Origin of the sequence: Nautilia profundicola AmH (assembly GCF_000021725.1) — a bacterium.
In the GTDB taxonomy this organism is placed as follows: Bacteria; Campylobacterota; Campylobacteria; order Campylobacterales; family Nautiliaceae; genus Nautilia; species Nautilia profundicola.
In genome coordinates, this window is record NC_012115.1 from 1,370,526 (window position 1) to 1,389,402 (window position 18,877).

Consider the following 18,877-nt stretch of genomic DNA (forward strand, 5'->3'; position numbering starts at 1 on the left):
GAGAGTTATGATTTATCTCAGTTTGCTTATGGCGATAAGATTTTTCGGATTGTTTATAGTAATGCCTCTTTTGGCACTGTATGCCATGAACTTACAAAATGCCAACGCGTTTAATGTAGGTATAGCACTTGGGGCATACGCTTTATCACAGGTGTTTTTACAGATACCCTTCGGTAAAGCCGCTGACAAATTCGACAAGAAAAAAATACTTATATTCGGACTTAGTTTATTAGCTTTAGGAAGCCTCGTATGTGCGTTTTCCACCAATATTTATATGCTTATTTTCGGTCGTTTATTACAGGGAGCAGGAGCTATAGGAGGGGTTATTTTAGCTTATATTGCCGATTTGACCGATGAAAACACAAGAGCCAAAGCGTTTGCGAGAATGGGTCAGTTTATTGCCCTGAGTTTTGCGCTTTCTATGATATTAGGCCCTACAATAGGTGCGAACTGGGGAGTTGACAAATTATTTATTCTAACGGCTCTTTTGGCTCTGTTTTCAATCTGGCTGGTGATTGCAAAAATTCCAAACCCTCCTAAAATCGTCCACCATCAGCAACACTCTTCTTTAAAAGAAATATTAACACATAAAGAACTGTTAAAACTGTTCCTAAGCGGATTTTTACAAAAAGGTTTAATGACGGTATTTTTTATGTTGACACCTATCATTTTTACAACTAAACTCGGATGGGATAAAACTGATCTTTGGAAAGTGTATATTCCCGCACTTGTACTCGGTATTTTTGCACTTCCTCTTGGTGCGATTTTAGCCGAAAAAAAACAAAAAGCAAAAACCGTATTTGTAATGAGTGCAACGGCAATCACTTTATCTTTAATTCTCTTCCTAATAGGCAACAAATACACATATTTTGCCGCCGTCATCGTATTTTTCTTCGGTTTCAACCTGCTTGAGCCGGTACTACAGAGTTTTGTAAGCAAAATTGCAAGAGCTCATGAAAAAGCGACAGCCCTTTCAACTTCAAATACAATTCAATACATCGGTATTTTCTTAGGCGGTGCGAGTGCCGGTTATTTCGTTCATCACAACATGTTAAGTCTTTTTTTAATTATCTCAGTTATTATAGGATTAATATGGACGTTTTTACTTATAAAAATGAAACCGGTTAGCAGATTCAAAATAGTAGAATATGAAAACTTTGATAAAGATTTTATTGAAGAGCTTAAAACGGAAAAAAATGTATACGACTTCTACGAAAAAGACGGTGTTTTAATTGTCAGATATATAGACTAAAACACCTCTTTTTTCCTTATCAATTTCACAACTTCACCACTTATCCATTTCACAACTTGTTTTTGGAACGCCTTTTGCTTCTATTTGTAAAATTCAAAAGGATTTGAATGTCATTTATAATAGATAAATACGAAAAACTTTTAGGATTTATGTTTTTAATAGTCTTTTATATGTTCATAACAACAAATCTGTTTGCGGCTAAAATTAAAGATGTTTCCAACATTGTAGGAGTAAGGGACAACCAGCTTATCGGTTACGGACTTGTTGTAGGACTTGACGGAAGCGGAGATTCGTCTTCTAAATTCACAAATCAGACACTTTCAAACTTACTTAAAAACGTAAACGTAAAACTCGACCCTAAAGATATAAAATCCAAAAACGTAGCGGCTGTAATGGTAACCGCCACACTTCCGCCATTTGCCAGAGAAGGTGATAAAGTGGATATTACAGTTTCTTCAATCGGTGACGCAAAATCCCTTCAGGGCGGTGTTTTATTAATTACTCCCCTAAAAGGTGTAAACGGTAAAATCTATGCGCTTGCTCAAGGTCCTATTACAATGGGCGGATTTAACCTTAAAGGCGGTAAAAAACAAAAACATTTCACAACAACAGTAAAAGTTATAAAAGGTGCAACCGTTGAAAGAGCTGTGGCATGGGATCTATATCATCAACAATACGCAACTCTTTCACTTAAAAGAAGCGATTTTGACTTAGCGGTAGCAATTCAAAACAGAATCAATAATTATTTCAAAACCAAAGCAGCCGTTGCAATCGACCCACGAACCATTAAACTTAAAAAACCTCTCAATATGAGTATGCCGGAATTTTTGGCAAGAGTTGAAAATTTAAATGTTCAGACAAAAATGCCTGATGTAATAGTAATTGACGAAAGAACCGGAACTATCGTAGCCGGAAGTGACATTATGGTTCAGCCGACAGTAATAACTTACGGCAACTTTGTAATTAAAATCAAAAAAGAAACGTCCATACTTGATTTAACACAGATGTTTCAAAAATTTAAAGCCACTCCTCAGGATATGATAGCGATTCTTGAAAATTTAAAAGCCAGTAACGCAATAAACGCAAAACTAATAGTAAATTAAGGAGAAAAAAATGAGCAGTTATGAAATAAATATCGCAACACATCATAAAATCGACATTTCCAAGACCGAAAATTTAAAAAAACTAAAACAAGCTTGTGACGATTTTGAGAGTGAAATACTTAATTTTTACCTCAAAGAAGCAATGAATTCAAAAAACGAACTTTTTCCTGAAAGTCCCGGTGAAAAAATATATAAATCTATGTACCAAGAAGAACTTTCAAAAGATTTAAGCGGAAATTTCGGGTACAGCAAACTGCTTTTCGATTATTTGAAAAAAAAGGTTTAAAAAATTTTTTATTTGCCGATATAGTTGGGTAGAATAACAATAAAAAAAGGCAAATAAATGATTAATAGAGTAGGAGCGAATACTCAAATGATCTCTACCCAACAAAAAAGAACTCAAAATGTTCAAAAACAGGAAAAATTAGGAAGGGTAGAAGAGATAAAAGAGCAAATAAAAAACGGTGAGTATAAAATCGATATTGATAAAACCGCCGAAGCTTTAGCTAAATCTCTTCTTTAATCTCTCACCCTTCCTGAAATATAAATTATTAAAGGAAGGGCTATGCTTATTAACACATTAAATAAAACTATTCAAACTCTTGACAAATTAATCTCTCTTACAAAAGAAGATATTGAAAATATTAAACAGGCAAATCATAAAGAAGTTTTTGCAAATACTAAAACAAAAGAAATATTGGCAAGTGAATTTGCAAAACTTAAAACTGAAATTGATAAAATTTTAGTTTCAAGAAACAAGCCTTTAGAAGAAATCTTCTCACCCGAAGAAGAAAAACTTTTTAATGAATTCAGAGAAAAACTTTTTGAATTTAACAACCTTCATAAAAGATTTTCAAAACTTGCTTTAAGTGTTGCGAATTTTTATAACACATTGCTTAAACAAATCCATAATAGTGAAACTATCGATTACAAAAACGAATCATACAAAGATTCCAATCTTCAATTAAAGGCATAGTATGGCTATTTCAACATCATTTTCAACCGCACTTACAGGATTGAAAGCCCACCAAACTGCAATTGATGTAACATCTAACAATATTTCCAACGCTTCAAACCCAGACTATGTGAGAGAAAGAGCGGTATTTTCAACATTAAATCCTATTAATTCTATTCCCGGAGACATAGGTACCGGTGTACAAATCAGCTCTATTTACAGAATAACCGATACTTTTTTATTCAACAGATACACATCAACATCCGCAACTTTTGCAAATCTTGATACGCAAGAGCAGTATTTAAAAGAAATAGCCACATATTTTCCCGACGTAACGGATAACGGTTTGTATAAAGATATGGAAGATTTTTTTAATGCATGGCAAACATTTGCAAGCAATCCTAACGACGGTGCCGTTAAAGTTGACTTAGCCGCTAAAACACAGGCACTTGCAGATAATATTAAAACCCTAAAAGGCAAACTCGAAGATATACAAAAAAGCATAAACGATTCTTTAAATTCAAAACTTACAGAAGCAAACAATATTATTAAACAAATCGCTGAATTAAATAAAGAAATAACGGCGCATGAAGCAAACAACGAATCAAACGCCAATGAATTAAGAGATAAAAGAGACGCTTTGGAAAAAAGATTAAAAGAGCTTCTTGACGTAAAAGTTTTTAAATCAGGCGTAACATCACAAGACGCACAGGGTGCTGTAACAACAGATTATGAGGAAGATTATCAAATATCACTTGGAGGATATCCTCTTGTGGATAATTCCACCTATCATGAGCTTAGTATAGAATCCCTTTCCGGCAATCCTATGATAGGTATAGAAAAACAGGATTATTCGGTGGTTGATATTACCAAATCCGTAACAGGCGGGGAAATAGGAGCACTTTTAAATTTAAGAGGAACGGATTTCGATAAAGAAGGAAACCCTACAAACGGTACGCTTGGTAATTTGATGACATCACTCGATTCATTGGCAAACGGACTTATAAGAAGCGTTAACTCAATCTATTCATATTCCGCACAGGAATCTGTAGAAACAGATGTCATCAGTTCACCAAACACCATTTCACCGGATTTGACAGATGTTTCATTAAGTTCTCTATACAATAACTATAAAATACTTAAATCACCCGTAAGAGACGGTAATCTAATTTTAAACGTTTATGACGACCAGGGTAACTTAAATACCGCAACTGAAATAAAAGTTGCCGTCTCTGCTGATGATTCAATAAACGACGTAATACAAAACATCAACAATGAACTTACAAATGCAGGGATTACCGATGTTGAAGCAAAATTAGTAAACGGTCAGCTAAAATTCGTAAACTCATCTGATTCAAGCGAAACTTCAAAAATACTTGTAAAAGATGACGGAGCACAGCTTTTTACAGCTTTAAACCAGATAGAATACCAGCCTTTAAATCAGGTGAATGATACACAATTACCTCTACCGCTCAAAAACGGTGACTTTGATATAGTAGTTTATGACAGTGACGGAAATGCCATAGCAAAAAGAACTATAACGGTAAATATGGATTCTAAAGACCCGAAATATTCAACTATTGAAGGTATACTTGCGCAAATAAACACCCCTGGGATTGATGACAACGGAGACAATAACCTTAACAACGACGTTGATGATTATTATCAGGCTGAATTTATAAACGGAAAATTAATCCTATCTAAAAAAACAGATCAAAACACATATGTCGGTTTAGATAACGACAATGCTGATTTCGGTGGAGCATTCGGAATTAATAAATTTTTTGACGGAAATAACGCTTCAAATATACAATTAAGACAGGAGCTTCAAGACGATCCGAGTTTGATTAAAGCCAGTAAAACTCCGAATTCAGGAGATAACACTATAGCAAACTCCGTATTACAATTACAATACGACAATATTAATTTTTATGTAAACGGAAAAACACAAAGCAATACTATTTACGGTTTTTACAGAGGTTTAACCGCAGATTTGGCTAATCAGACACAGATTGTCTCAAGCAAAAAAGAAAGCACTCAGACTCTTCTTACAAGTATTTCAAATGAGTATTATTCTTTAAGCGGTGTAAACATCGATGAAGAACTTGTTAATTTAGAACAGTACCAAAGAGGGTACCAGGCAAATGCAAAAGTAATAACTACAATAAATCAAATGCTTGACGCACTATTTAGTATAAAACAGTAAGAAGGGTTATTTGTTTAACTCTTCTTTTAAATTATTTAACGTCTCATAAGCAGCTGATACTATTTTTCTGTTGAATATAAATGCCGGAGCCCCTTTAGGATCCACTTTCGCGCTGTAAATAATTTTAACTCCATTATCAGTTTTAACAGCTTTAAAAACAACATCGTCTTTCATTTCCACACAAGACGGTTTTTCAAACTCTTTTTTAATATTTTCCGGCAGTTTGTCGTATGGAATACTGTTTAAATCTATTTCCAGCATATCGGGTGTTTGTTTTATATTGATTTTGTAAAAGGCAAATCTGTTACTTAAAGGAAAAGGAAAATCAAGTTCTTTTAACATATATCCGTTTTTTACTTCAATATTTTCAATCTTTTTTTGCCATTTAGGATAGTTTTTAAAATCAAGCAGAGTTTTTTTAACTTTATCAAATGGTTTTGTTACTATCATTTCGGCTTTAAATTCATCATATTTTGAGTTTTCAACATTTTGGGTATAAACTTTTATACCGTTTTCATTCTTTTTAAGCTCCCATGAAAACAAAACAGCTACACTTAGTAACAAAAAAATCAATTTTTTCATTATAATCCTTTTTAGGAAAATTGTACCAAAAAGGGAAGATGTTGGATATTAAAAAAAGACTTGATGATTTAATTCAAAACAATATATATGAAGTAAACGAGGAAAAACTCGACCCTGTACTTATAGCACATAAATATAAAGACGAATATTCGGCATTGATGGCAGCTCTTTTTGCATACGGAAACGTACAGGCCATACTTAAGTTTTTAAATAAACTTGACTATTCTTTTAAAAAACCGGTATTTAATGAAAAACTTTATTACCGTTTCCAAAATGCAAAAGATGTATATGAATTTTTAAAAACATTATCAATTATGAAAAAAGAATATTCTTTAAACGAACTTTTTTTAAATGGATATAAAAAAGAACATAATATTATTGACGGTATAAGGGAAATTATTAAAAAAATTTATGCAATAAACCCATACACCTCACAGGGATATGAGTTTTTAATTGGAAAAATCCCTCCGCAAAAAACAAAAGGAGTAAGCCCGTATAAAAGATGGAATATGTACATAAGATGGATGGTTAGGAATGAATATCCCGATTTGGGATTATGGAAAGGAGTTGATAAAAAAGATTTGATAATACCGCTTGATACTCATACACATAAGGTTTCGTTAAAATTTGGACTATTAAAAAGAAAAACTTATGACCTTCAAGCAGCATTAGAACTTACCGATAAACTAAAAGAATTCGATCCGAACGATCCAATTAAATACGATTTTGCGCTTTACAGAATAGGACAAATGAATATTGATATTTAGTTTGTATAAAGTTAGTTGAGCTATTGGATTGGTTAAAGTTTTTGATGTTATTTAAGTTTATTGGTTATTAGTGTATTAATTTGTTAATGATGATTAGTATAATGGTTATTAGATTTTTTGAAACTTCAAAGTTGTTAAATTAATAAAAATGGTATGCGATAAATTATAGGGTCTGTCACTAAAAAGCTATTATCCGTTTTTTATATTAACCATTTTTCACACCATTTTATTTTTTTTACTTTTTTCACACATTTCACTATTAATTAATAATTAATTTTGCTACAATTACAACAAAAAAGGAACTTTATGGAAGGTAGAATTTGGTTGTTTTTCCAATTTTTAGGCCACGACCCGATGGTTCAGTTGGTAGTTCACACTATTATTTCTGCAGTATTGGCAATAGCTGTTGCTAAACTTGCTACAAGAAATTTACAAATCGTGCCAAACGGTTGTCAAAATGTTATGGAAGCTACAGTTTCTGGTATTTTATATATCGGAAAAGACGTTGCAAGCGAAGAAATCGCAAGAAAATATTTAGCACTTGCCGGAAGTTTGGCGATTTTTATTTTCATGGGTAACTTTATCGGTATTATTCCTGGATTCGAATCTCCGACTGGAAACGTAAACTTAACTTTAACATTAGCATTAATCGTATTCTTATATTATCACTATGAAGGTATTAAAGCACAAGGTTTAGGACATTATATCGCTCACTTTGCGGGACCTGTTAAATGGCTGGCACCTCTTATGTTCCCTGTGGAAATTCTTTCGCATTTCTCAAGAATTATTTCACTTGCGTTCAGGTTATTCGGTAACATCAAAGGTGACGATTTATTCTTATTAGTATTATTAATGCTTGCACCTTATGTATTCCCTTTAGCAGGGTATGCACTATTAACATTCTCTGCATTCTTACAGGCTTTCGTATTTATGGTACTTACATACGTTTACTTATACGGTGCTGTAACAGGACAAGAAGAAGCTCTTTAATCGGAACACCTTTTGCTTAGGCTCCTAAAAAGGAGTCTAATGCAAATCTCTCATATTAACTCTTTCAATTTCAATAATAACTTTTCACTTCAAGATATAAATCAAAATTTAAAATTAGACGAAAAACAGGCGTTACGAAAAGCGCTAATGCAGGTTCCATCAAAAGACCTACCCAAGGTTCTTGAAAAAATAAAAAAAATACCTGTCGATGAAAACTATATAAATAATATATTAAAAACCCTGCAACAGGAAAAAGAGTATAAAAAAGAAGGTTTTGAAATTTATGCGTAAATTAATCAAATATATGATTACCGATCCTAAATATACTTTAGAAGAAACAAAAACGACAATTTTAAAACACAAACCCGATTTTGTATGCTATAGAAACAAACAGTATTACAATGAAAACGAAATTATAGAATTTGCAAAGTTTGCCAAAGATTATGCAAAAGTATTTATAAATATCGACTCTTTAAAAAACACCCGACTGTTATATCTTTTTGACGGAGTGCATCTGCCTTCTTCAAAACTTTCTTTAATTGACAGTTTTGAAAACAAAACAATAATCGCTTCAACTCATAACACCGAAGAAGTCAAAAAATCTCAAAAAGCCGATTTTATAACCTTTTCACCGATATTCGAATCCAAAAACAGACCGGGACTCGGAATTGAAACACTAAATAGAATATGTGAATTACACAAAAACGTCATTGCTCTCGGAGGTATTGTCAGTGACAAAGAAGTAGAAGAGATTAAAAAATCCAAAGCTGTAGGATTTGCAAGTATAAGATATTTTTTTACATAATTTTGTGAAGTTCGTTACCTGTTTCCATCCATGTCTTAAGTTTATCCCACTCTTCCTTTTCAATCATTTCTTTTGCTTTTTTAAGTTCGCTTTTAAAAGCTTCTATTGAATCTAAAAGATTGCTTTTATTTTCTTTAAAGATATCTCCCCACATATGCGCATTACTTTTCGCAAGTCTACTCATATCTCTAAAACCACCGGCTGCAAGCGTTACAATATGTTCTTTATCTTCTTGTTTAAGTACTGCGTTAGCTATTGAAAAACTCACTATATGAGGCATATGTGAAATAAAAGCGGCATGTCTGTCATGCTCTTTGGCCTCCATATATTTAACACGCATTTTAAGTTTTTCGAATATTTCAATAGCTCTCTTTCTTTGCGTTTCTCCACTCTCTTCCAAATTGCATACGACCATAATTTTATTTTCATATAAATCCGCAATTGCAGCCATCGGCCCCGAATATTCAGTTCCCGCCATAGGATGTGAGGCTACAAGGTTTTTTCTTATATTTGCTGGACACTCATTTATAATGCTCTCTTTGGTTGATCCGAAATCAATTATGGTGCAGTTTTCTTTTAAATTCATTTTCGAAAGCGTTTTAAGTGAACTTATTATCCCTCTGATAGGTATGGCTAAAATTATCACGTCTACGTTTGATAAATCTTCAAAACTACCAACTTTATCAACAAGCCCTAAACTTAAAGCGTCTTTTTTATGTTTTTCGTTATGGTCTATACCTATAATTTCTTTAAAATATCCTCTCATTGCAAGACCGAAGCTTCCCCCCATCAAACCAAGACCAACTATACCGCAAGTCATATTCCCTCTTTTTTTCCGGAATTATACCATTACTCCTAAAACAGACAAAAAAATATATTAATATTCCGCTAATACGGTATCAATTTTAGTTAAAAAACCATTATATTTTTTATAATTTTATTTTGGTATAATTGCCGTTATTATTAAAACAAGGGGTATTATGAAAAAAACACTGCTGTTATTTCCGCTGATTTTATTTGCACAAATTGATAAAATAGAATATAAAGGCCTTCTTCACATATCGCCTATAACCGCAAATAGTATTATAAAAATTCATAAAAATGATAATTTTAATGTAGAAAAAATTGATGAAAGTATTAAAGCATTATATAAAACAGGTTATTTCCAGACAATAAAAGCCGTAAAAGAAGGAAATACGTTAATTTTCGAATGTTTGGAAAAACCTACAATATTAAAAGTCGATTTTGAAAACTTATCTGAAGATTTGAAAAAACTTTTAAAAGAAAGAGGCTATATGCCCAAAAAAGGTGAAATATTATCCCTTGAAAAACTTGATAATTTAAAAGAGTTTATCAAAGCGTACTATCTTTCAAAAGGCTATTTCAATACTATAGTAAATATTGAAAAAAAATTCGTAACCCCTACTTCCGTAAAACTTACGATATCTATTAAAAAAGGTGAAGAACTTGTAATTAAAGACGTAAAATTCTTCGGTGCCAAAAAAATCAGCAAAGACGAACTGCTTGAAGAAACGGAAAACAGACCAAGAACGTTTTGGAGCGCATTTCCATTTACAAACAGCGGGAGATTAAATATTTATAAACTTATTTCAGATAAAGAAGCTTTACAAAATTATTATCTCAATTTAGGATTCATGGATGCGTATGTAAGCGATCCCTTAGCCAAATCAAACTTTGATAATTACAGTGCGACAATTGATTATTCTATATATGAAGGAATAAGATATCTTGTTAAGAAAATAGATATAGATTATCCAAAAAATATCAAAGTTACACTGCCAGAACTTAATTTAAAAACAGATAAATACTTCAACGTATCCGCTCTGAGAGAAGATATGAAAAATATCCAGCATGCGTTTGCCAACGAAGGTTATGCATACGCAAAAGTATATCCGGAAATTAAAAAAGAAGGTTCAAACGCATTTATAACTTACAAAGTAATACCTGGTGAGATAGTATATATAAGAAATGTTATCATCAACGGAAACACAAAAACACTTGACAGGGTAATAAGAAGAAACGTTTATTTGGCTCCGGGAGATAAATTTTCATATCGAGATTTAACCGACTCTAAAAACGCGCTTCAAAGAAGCGGTTACTTGGAAGATGTAAAAATAGAACAAAAAAAAGTGTCCTCAAATCAAATAGATCTGATTGTAAATGTAAAAGAAGGTCTCAGCGGTTCACTTAAAGCCGGGATAAGTTACGGAAGTTATAGTAAATTGGGCTTTAATTTTGCGATTACTGAGAAAAACGTATTCGGAAGCGGTCAAAGCGTAAGTGCTTCGGCTGATTTTTCAAGTGTTAGCAGAACTTATAGAGTATCTCTTGTAAACCCAAGGGTTTTCGATACGAAATACTCATTTAATACATCGATATTTGATACAAATTTTGAAGGTATTTCGTATACATCAAGACAAAAAGGTTTCACTGCCGGTGTAGGTAAAAGATTATCGAGATATGTAGGTGCAAACATTACTTACGGTTTTACCAAAACAAAACTTAGTGATTACAATACTACAGAATACACAATGCCGGAAAGTACCAAAAGTTACGTAGTGGCATCCGTTAGCTACAATAATACAGACAATTACTTCTTTCCTACGAGCGGACACAAAGCATCTATAAGTGCTGAATTTGCAGGTCTTGGAGGAGATGAAAAATATATAAAAACACTTGCTCAGTATAAATATTTCTATCCTCTTAAAGATAAAACATATAAAACTTATGCCGTTTTAAAATACAGAATAATTGCTGGAATGATAAACGATAACGGATATCTTCCTATTAATGAAAAATTTTATTTAGGTGGGATTAGAAGCGTAAGAGGATTTAGTTCTTATTCCATTTCACCTGTTGATGATGAAGGAAATAAAATCGGTGGTAAATACAAACTTGTAACTGGTCCTGAAATATCTACACCTTTAAGCATTAAAAACAAAGTATGGTTAAGCGGCTTTATAGATTACGGAGTAATTGGAGAAAACGGACTCGATATAAAAAGAAGTTCTTTCGGTTTTTCACTTGACTGGATTACTCCTATGGGACCTTTATGCTTTGTATGGGCATGGCCTATCAAAAGTGAACCGGGCGACGATCTTCAAAGATTCGAATTCAGTATAGGTGCAAGTTTTTAATTTTATTTTTTTATTAATAAATTAGTGATTCGTATATTTAATAGGTAATCAGTATTTCTATTTATTTTTCCCCTCTTCATTTTTCTCTTACAACATATGACTTAAATCCGTTTATACTGTGATAAACGATTTTGCCGTATTTTTTAGCATATACTTTTATAAGCATCTGTTGAAGTGAGGGCATAATTGAAGGCATAAACCATGCATCGTTGCTTAATGCCACAACATATTTAGGATTTAATTTATATAAATCTTCCACAGTTGCTTCATAACAAATTGCATTTATAAATTTATATCCTTTAATTTCAAATATACCGAATCTGTCACTTGTTACATAATCACTGGCTCCGGAGAAAAAAATATCGTTTATCTCTTTTTCAAAAAAAGGTAGAGGTATATATTCTCCAAATGGTACTAATATGTGTTTATCAAGAATTTTAACTTCTCCGTTTTCGAATATATACGTCGAATTATAATATTTAGAATCTTTCAGATGCAGGGCACCTGTAATTATGGTTATCTTTTTAGAAAGCTTTTTTAATTTGTCCATTAAATTTTCATACCTGTTTAAAAACAGAGGAAATGCGCTTTCAGGGAGAATTACGACATCTTTTTTTAATTTTATTGCATTATTAATAATAGTAAAATTATTTTTTATTTCATATGGAATAAAATGTTTCTCCCACTTTTTTTCCTGCGGTACATCGGTATAAGAAACATAAACATCAAGATTAGGTTCTTTCGTAAATGTAGGTTTAAAGAACAAAGCAAATATCAACAATAACACACTAAACCATTTTAATTCTTTATAAAAAACAACGGAAGTTATAACTAAAAACAAAACAATTTTTGAAACATCGAAAATTGTATTCACAAACAAAATTTCTGGTTTTAGCCAATCAAATGTAAAAGGCGAGATATAATCAAATCCGAAAGTAAACATTAAAACCAAAAACACTTTTGCGGCATATTGGTTTTTATTTTGAATTATTTTATAAATTTTGAATATCATCCAAAAAACAAAACCGTAAAACAAAGCTATTAAAACATCAACAATTGGTATCATCCAACTTAAACCGTAATACCGAAAACTAAGTCCTATCCACCAAAACCAAAATAATCCTATAAAAAATCCGCTACCGAACCATTTGTGTTTTGAAAAAAAAAGCAGATACAACGTTAAAAACAGATTAACTGTAAAAATGATTTTAATAATAAAATTAACTTCAATTTCATATTCAAGCAATAAAAAGTTAATATATATCGGTAATGAGAAAAAAATTGCTAAGTTAAGAGAATTTGTGTTAAAATTCTCTTTAAAAAAGGACAGACATGAATTTCTTATACGCACAAGCACCTCAAGCGGGGCAACCATCAATTTTGGCATCTTTACTTCCTCTTATTATTTTATTTGCAATTTTTTATTTTCTTGTAATTCTACCACAACAAAGACAGGCTAAAAAGCACAAACAAATGGTGGAAGAACTTAAAAAAGGTGATAAAATAATCACAACTGGAGGAATCATTGCCGAAGTTGTTAAAAACGAGCCGGATTTTCTAAAAGTAAAACTAAATGACAACGTTGAAGTAAAACTTGACAAAAGTGCAGTAGCAAGAAAGCTAAATGATGAAAAAGCTTAATTACAGATTAGTAATATTCATCTTAGCAGCACTTTTCGGGATTGCTTTTACAATCCCTTCTTTTATCAACAAAGAACCAAAAATCAACCTCGGACTTGACCTTCAAGGCGGTATGTATTTAGTTTTAGGTGTAAAAGGTGATGAAGCCGTAAAAAGCAAAATCAAAACAATCGCATCTACAATTAAATACATAACCGATAAAAAAGAACTCTTTATCGACAACCTAAAAACAAAAGACAATTCAGTTACATTCGAACTTATTGACAAAGACGACGCTGCTAAACTTGATAAAGAACTTAAAATTCTTAAAGGTGTAAATATTCAAAAAACACCTAAAAACGGCTCGATTGAATATAAAATCACACTGACTCCTCAGGAAATTATCAAAACAAAAGACGATGCGCTTAATCAGGCTATTCAAACAATCAGAAGTAGGCTTGACGCATTCGGCCTTGCAGAACCTACAGTCACAAAACAGGGTAAAGACAAAATTTTAGTGGAGCTTCCTGGTATCAAAACACCGAAAGAACAGCATAGCGTGCAGCAGCTAATTTCAACATCCGCTCATCTTGAACTATATGCGGTTGATGAAGAACACAGAGCCTTAACTCCAAAAGACGCTGAAAAATACGGTGATATCTTACTTCCAAGCAAAGACAACCCGGATAGAAAATATCTTTTAAAAACTCCTCCGGTACTTGATGGAAGTATGATTACAGACGCCACTGTCGGATTTACGCAAAAAACAAACCAGCCGGCTATTTTCTTTACGCTAAACTCTCAGGGTGCTCAAATATTCGGAGACTTTACGGGTAAAAACGTAGGAAAAAGACTTGCTATCGTAGTGGACAATAAAGTATATTCGGCTCCTACGATTCAAGAAAGAATCGGTGGAGGAAGCGGACAGATTACAGTAGGAAGTCCTGAAGAAGCACACGTTCTTGCAATTGCACTTAGAAGCGGGTCGCTTCCGGCTCCTGTTATGCTGCTTGAAAAAAGAAGCGTAGGTGCGAGTCTTGGTGCCGATTCAATCAGACAATCGTTAATAGCTCTTATTACAGGTTTTATTGTAGTTGTTGTCTTTATGGCGTGGTATTACGGAACTGCAGGAATAGTAGCCGATATTGCACTTATCGTAAACCTTTTCCTGATCATTGCAATTATGGCGCTGTTCGGTGCAACACTTACACTGCCTGGAATGGCCGGTATAGTACTGACAGTCGGTATGGCGGTTGATGCCAACGTTATTATAAACGAACGTATTAGAGAGCTCATACGTGAAGGAAAATCTATAAAAGTAGCAATCGAAGGCGGATACAAAAACGCAATGAGTGCAATTTTGGATGCTAACATTACTACCTTAATCGCGGCAATCGCCCTATTCGCATACGGAACGGGAACAATTAAAGGATTTGCTATCACAATGGCAATCGGTATTATGGCAAGTATGTTAACAGCAATACTCGGAACACATGGTATCTGGGAATACCTGCTTGCAAGCGGTAAAAAAATTACACCAAAATCTTTTGGTATGAAGGTTTAGTATGGAACTCTTTAGAGATGAAAAAATATATGATTTTATGAGTAAAAGGAACATCTTTGTTTCTATTTCTTTAATACTTATTATTTTAAGCCTTTTTTCAATATTTACAAAAGGCTTCAACTGGGGAATTGATTTCCAGGGCGGTGTTGAAGTTCAGGTTAGATTTGAGAAAAAAGCCGATATCGGTGAAATAAGAAAATTGATTTCTCAAAAATTTAAGGGTGCAAATATTACGACATTCGGAAATGAAAACGAAGTTTTAATAAGACTTAACGTCAAAAATGCTTCGACTAACGTTCAGAACGACATAGGACATCAAATTGCCGAAATTTTAAAACCTCTTGGTAAAATTGACATAAGAAGAGTTGATATTGTAGGTGCAAAAGTCGGAAACGAGCTGAAAGAAAAAGGTCTTCAGGCGTTTATATTCTCAATTATAGGTATTTTAATTTACGTGGCTTTCAGGTTTGAGTGGCGCTTTGCAGTCGCTTCTGTTTTGGCTCTTTTTCATGATACTATAATTTCGTTAGGAGCCGTGAGCTTTTTCCATATAGAAGTAAATCTGGACGTACTTGCCGCAATCTTGACACTTATGGGATATTCTCTTAATGATACGATAGTCGTATTCGACAGAATTAGAGAACAGGTAAGAGATTCAAAAATCAGGGATCTGGCACTGCTTATTAACGACGCGGTTTCAAGAACTCTAAGCAGAACCGTTCTTACTTCACTGACAACATTCTTTGTTGTTCTCACGCTTTATCTTTTCGGTGGAGAAATAATTAAACCGTTTAGTTTCACTCTACTCGTAGGTATTATAGTAGGTACATATTCATCAATTTTCATTGCATCCCCACTTCTAATCTGGATGGGATTCAAAATCGACGATTACAGAAAAAAACTTGCCGAAAAAGAGAAAAAAAGAAAAGAAAAAGAAAAATTAAGAGAAATGTATCAAGGCGGAGTCGTATAATCAATGGACAATTCAACAATGGAAAATGTAAAGTTTTTAAAATTTTCCATTTTACATTTTCAATTTAACATTAAAGGATAGTTATGGATTGGGGAAAAGTAATTTACGTCTTCTTTCAGCTAATGAGTTTAACAAGTGTTGCAGGGTTTTTATATGATCATAATAAAGTTGCGTTATTTATCGCATTAAGTCTTAATCTGATTTCAACAGTACTGAAAATCGGCGTTAAAAACATTTTTGCCGCGGAACTTTTTGCGGCGAGCTTGGTTGCTGATTTGCATCTGATTCCTGCATTTATATATCTTGAAATAAAAAACGACCTTTTAGCAGCTTATGCAATGGCAATAGGTGCTACCATTGCAAATACAGTTACTTTAATCTTAAGTTTTATAGAACTCGCAAAAACAAAATCAGACTGGGAATAATTTATAGGAGGTATAATGAGAGAATACAAACCGTCAAGCATAGAAAAAAAGTGGCAGGACAAGTGGGACAGTGAAAAGGCGTTTGAGCCGAAAGAAGACTATACGCTTCCAAAAAAATATATTTTAAGTATGTTCCCTTATCCGAGCGGAAGAATTCATATGGGGCATGTAAGAAACTACTCTATCGGTGACGCTATTGCCAGATATTACAGAAAAAAAGGCTTTAACGTCTTACATCCGATCGGCTGGGACAGCTTTGGAATGCCAGCTGAAAATGCGGCAATCAAAAACAAAACTCATCCTAAAAAATGGACATATGAAAACATAGATTATATGAGAAAAGAGCTTAAAAACCTTGGACTATCATTCAGTAAAGAAAGGGAGTTTGCTACAAGCGATCCTGATTATACGAGATGGGAGCAGGAATTTATTATCAAAATGTATGAAAACGGCCTGCTTGAAAGACGTACGCAAAAAGTAAACTGGTGTGAAACATGCCACACTGTACTTGCCAATGAGCAGGTAATTGACGGATGCTGCTGGAGATGTGACAACCCTATCGAAATAAAAGAACTCCCTGGATGGTACATCAAAATCACAAAATATGCTGATGAGTTACTTGAAGATATCGATACAAAACTAAAAGGAAACTGGCCTGACAGAGTTCTTACAATGCAGAAAAACTGGATTGGAAAATCAACCGGGCTTAAATTCAAATTCAGCCTTTCGGACGAAAGCAAAGAAAAACTAAACAATAAATTCGACGGATACGAAGTATTCACAACACGCCCGGATACAATCTACGGTGTTACGTATTCTGCTCTTGCGCCTGAACATCCTATTGTGGATTATATGCTTGAAAACAATCTTTTCGATAAAGAAACCCAAGAAAAAGTAAGACACATAAGAAGTATCCTGCCAAAAGACAGACAGGCTATGGAAAAAGACGGCGTGTATCTCGGAATTGACGTAGTACACCCTCTTACAGGCGAAAAAGTACCTGTATGGCTTGCAAACTTTGTACTTGTTGAATACGGTAGCGGTGCGGTAATGGCAGTTCCGGCTCATGATGAAAGGGATTTTGAATTCGCTACGAAATTCAACCTGCCTATCAAATGGGTTATAAAACCAGAAAACGGGGAACTTGACAAATCACAGGCTTACACGGGAGAAGGTGTTTTAATCAATAGCGGTGAATTTACCGGTATGAAAAACACTGAAGCAAAAGAAGCTATAATTAAAAAAATGGAAGAGCTCGGCATCGGAAAAAAAGAGGTAAACTACAGACTCCGTGACTGGGGTATAAGCCGCCAGAGATACTGGGGAGCGCCTCTTCCTTTTATCAAATGTCCGAATTGCGGTATTGTTCCTGAAAAGATTGAAAACCTGCCTGTAACACTTCCTGAAGATGTGGAAATTACAGGAAGCGGAAACCCTCTTGAAATGCACCCGACATGGAAATACACAAAATGTCCTAAATGCGGAAGCGATGCCGAGCGTGAAACGGATACAATGGATACGTTTGTACAAAGCAGCTGGTATCAGTTCAGATTTACTACGGATTTTCATAAGTATACAGACGTACCTTTCAGAAAAGAAGACGTTAAATATTTCGCACCGGTAGACCAGTACATCGGAGGAATCGAGCACGCAATACTTCACCTGCTTTATGCGAGATTTTTTACAAAAGCACTGAGAGATCTCGGATACCTTGAACTTGATGAGCCGTTTAAAAAACTTTTAACTCAGGGTATGGTGCTTAAAGACGGAAGCAAAATGAGTAAAAGTAAAGGAAACGTGGTAGATCCTGACGAAATCGTCGCAAAATACGGAGCGGATACCGCAAGACTCTTTATACTTTTCGCAGCGCCGCCTGAGCAAGAACTTGAATGGAGCGATTCTGCAGTAGAAGGAGCTTTCAGATTTATAAACAGACTCTACTTAAATGCCGAAAAAGCGTATAAAACAGACACAATGCCGAAAATCGACACTTCAAAACTTTCAAAAGAGGAAAAAGAGGCAAGAAGAAAAGTATACGAAACATTAAAAAGAAGCGAAGAAACATACGAAAAAACGTTTGCGTTCAACACACTTATAGCAAGTGCGATGGAAGCGCTTAACGCCCTTAACAAAATCAACAACAAAGACCTGTTTACGGAAGGTTACTGGATTATATTAAACGTTCTTGAGCCGATCATCCCTCACGTTACAAGTGAACTGAGCGAAGAGCTTTTTGGCAGAAACAATTTCGCTTCCATTAAAGTGGATGAAGAAGCGCTTAAAAAAGATGAAATCAACTACCCTGTAAGCGTTAACGGTAAAAAAAGAGCTGAAATCAGCGTAAGCGCTGACGCAGGCAAAGACGAAGTCTTAGCACAGGCAAAAGAAGCTGTAGCAAAATATATCGACGGTAAAGAGATTATAAAAGAGATTTTTGTTCCGGGGAGAATTGTAAACATCGTCGTAAAAGGATAATT

General features: G+C 33.8%; 19 protein-coding genes. 16 read left to right on the forward strand and 3 right to left on the reverse strand.

Features of this window, described 5'->3' with window-relative positions:
* Nucleotides 1-7: 7 nt before the first annotated feature.
* The 6 genes from NAMH_RS07210 (at nucleotide 8) to flgK (ending at nucleotide 5,516) form a co-directional block, all read left to right on the forward strand.
* Entirely contained in the window at nucleotides 8-1,252 is a 1,245-nt protein-coding gene (locus NAMH_RS07210) for an MFS transporter (RefSeq protein WP_015901769.1), read from the forward strand.
* Between the two features lie 107 nt (nucleotides 1,253-1,359).
* Nucleotides 1,360-2,355, forward strand: coding sequence for a flagellar basal body P-ring protein FlgI (locus tag NAMH_RS07215; RefSeq protein ID WP_015902532.1), 996 nt, complete (start codon nucleotides 1,360-1,362; stop codon nucleotides 2,353-2,355).
* A gap of 10 nt (nucleotides 2,356-2,365) precedes the next feature.
* Nucleotides 2,366-2,641 (forward strand): rod-binding protein, encoded by a 276-nt coding sequence (locus NAMH_RS07220; protein WP_015901968.1) that lies wholly within the window; start codon nucleotides 2,366-2,368, stop codon nucleotides 2,639-2,641.
* A gap of 57 nt (nucleotides 2,642-2,698) precedes the next feature.
* Nucleotides 2,699-2,878, forward strand: a complete 180-nt coding sequence (locus tag NAMH_RS07225) for a flagellar biosynthesis anti-sigma factor FlgM (protein ID WP_015902725.1) — start codon at nucleotides 2,699-2,701, stop codon at nucleotides 2,876-2,878.
* A gap of 42 nt (nucleotides 2,879-2,920) precedes the next feature.
* Nucleotides 2,921-3,331, forward strand: coding sequence for a hypothetical protein (locus NAMH_RS07230; RefSeq protein ID WP_012663608.1), 411 nt, complete (start codon nucleotides 2,921-2,923; stop codon nucleotides 3,329-3,331).
* A gap of 1 nt (nucleotide 3,332) precedes the next feature.
* Nucleotides 3,333-5,516 carry a flagellar hook-associated protein FlgK gene (gene flgK / locus NAMH_RS07235; RefSeq protein ID WP_015902088.1) on the forward strand — a complete coding sequence of 728 codons (2,184 nt, stop codon included), beginning with the start codon at nucleotides 3,333-3,335 and terminating at the stop codon, nucleotides 5,514-5,516.
* A 6-nt stretch (nucleotides 5,517-5,522) separates the two neighbouring features.
* On the opposite strand, the gene NAMH_RS07240 is transcribed toward flgK, so the two are convergent.
* Nucleotides 5,523-6,098, reverse strand: coding sequence for an SRPBCC family protein (locus NAMH_RS07240; RefSeq protein ID WP_012663828.1), 576 nt, complete (start codon nucleotides 6,096-6,098; stop codon nucleotides 5,523-5,525).
* A 38-nt stretch (nucleotides 6,099-6,136) separates the two neighbouring features.
* On the opposite strand from NAMH_RS07240, the gene NAMH_RS07245 reads away from it, so the two are divergent.
* From NAMH_RS07245 to NAMH_RS07260, 4 genes are all read left to right on the forward strand, one after another.
* Nucleotides 6,137-6,865, forward strand: a complete 729-nt coding sequence (locus NAMH_RS07245) for a TIGR02757 family protein (RefSeq protein ID WP_420835227.1) — start codon at nucleotides 6,137-6,139, stop codon at nucleotides 6,863-6,865.
* A 306-nt stretch (nucleotides 6,866-7,171) separates the two neighbouring features.
* Nucleotides 7,172-7,855, forward strand: coding sequence for a F0F1 ATP synthase subunit A (locus tag NAMH_RS07250; RefSeq protein ID WP_015902157.1), 684 nt, complete (start codon nucleotides 7,172-7,174; stop codon nucleotides 7,853-7,855).
* 39 nt (nucleotides 7,856-7,894) lie between these two features.
* Nucleotides 7,895-8,146: a hypothetical protein gene (locus NAMH_RS07255; protein ID WP_012663530.1), complete on the forward strand. Its 252-nt coding sequence runs from the start codon at nucleotides 7,895-7,897 to the stop codon at nucleotides 8,144-8,146.
* Entirely contained in the window at nucleotides 8,139-8,660 is a 522-nt protein-coding gene (locus NAMH_RS07260) for a thiamine phosphate synthase (protein ID WP_012664011.1), read from the forward strand. Before NAMH_RS07255 ends, NAMH_RS07260 begins: the two co-directional genes overlap by 8 nt.
* Here the strand turns inward: NAMH_RS07260 and NAMH_RS07265 are convergent.
* Entirely contained in the window at nucleotides 8,653-9,480 is an 828-nt protein-coding gene (locus NAMH_RS07265) for a prephenate dehydrogenase (protein ID WP_015902227.1), read from the reverse strand. The two genes, NAMH_RS07260 and NAMH_RS07265, sit on opposite strands and share 8 nt — an antisense overlap.
* 160 nt (nucleotides 9,481-9,640) lie before the next feature.
* Here NAMH_RS07265 and bamA point away from each other — a divergent pair, with 160 nt between their 5' ends.
* Nucleotides 9,641-11,818, forward strand: coding sequence for an outer membrane protein assembly factor BamA (bamA, locus tag NAMH_RS07270; protein ID WP_015901852.1), 2,178 nt, complete (start codon nucleotides 9,641-9,643; stop codon nucleotides 11,816-11,818).
* A 76-nt stretch (nucleotides 11,819-11,894) separates the two neighbouring features.
* Here bamA and NAMH_RS07275 read toward each other — a convergent pair whose 3' ends face one another.
* A complete protein-coding gene (locus NAMH_RS07275; RefSeq protein WP_187146591.1) occupies nucleotides 11,895-13,169 on the reverse strand; it encodes an apolipoprotein N-acyltransferase in 1,275 nt (424 codons plus the stop codon).
* Here NAMH_RS07275 and yajC point away from each other — a divergent pair.
* The 5 genes from yajC to leuS all read left to right on the forward strand — a co-directional run bounded on the left by yajC (nucleotide 13,151) and on the right by leuS (nucleotide 18,875).
* The gene (yajC, locus tag NAMH_RS07280; RefSeq protein WP_015902011.1) at nucleotides 13,151-13,459 is read left to right on the forward strand and encodes a preprotein translocase subunit YajC; all 309 of its coding nucleotides are present in this window, start codon (nucleotides 13,151-13,153) and stop codon (nucleotides 13,457-13,459) included. The genes NAMH_RS07275 and yajC overlap by 19 nt on opposite strands.
* A complete protein-coding gene (gene secD / locus NAMH_RS07285; protein WP_012663555.1) occupies nucleotides 13,446-15,002 on the forward strand; it encodes a protein translocase subunit SecD in 1,557 nt (518 codons plus the stop codon). The genes yajC and secD overlap by 14 nt, the downstream gene beginning before the upstream one ends.
* A 1-nt stretch (nucleotide 15,003) precedes the next feature.
* Nucleotides 15,004-15,975, forward strand: a complete 972-nt coding sequence (secF, locus tag NAMH_RS07290) for a protein translocase subunit SecF (protein ID WP_012663640.1) — start codon at nucleotides 15,004-15,006, stop codon at nucleotides 15,973-15,975.
* A gap of 83 nt (nucleotides 15,976-16,058) precedes the next feature.
* Nucleotides 16,059-16,400 (forward strand): DUF6394 family protein, encoded by a 342-nt coding sequence (locus NAMH_RS07295; RefSeq protein ID WP_015902291.1) that lies wholly within the window; start codon nucleotides 16,059-16,061, stop codon nucleotides 16,398-16,400.
* A gap of 15 nt (nucleotides 16,401-16,415) precedes the next feature.
* On the forward strand, nucleotides 16,416-18,875 hold the full coding sequence (gene leuS / locus NAMH_RS07300) for a leucine--tRNA ligase (RefSeq protein ID WP_012663847.1): 2,460 nt from the start codon (nucleotides 16,416-16,418) through the stop codon (nucleotides 18,873-18,875).
* Nucleotides 18,876-18,877: the final 2 nt, after the last annotated feature.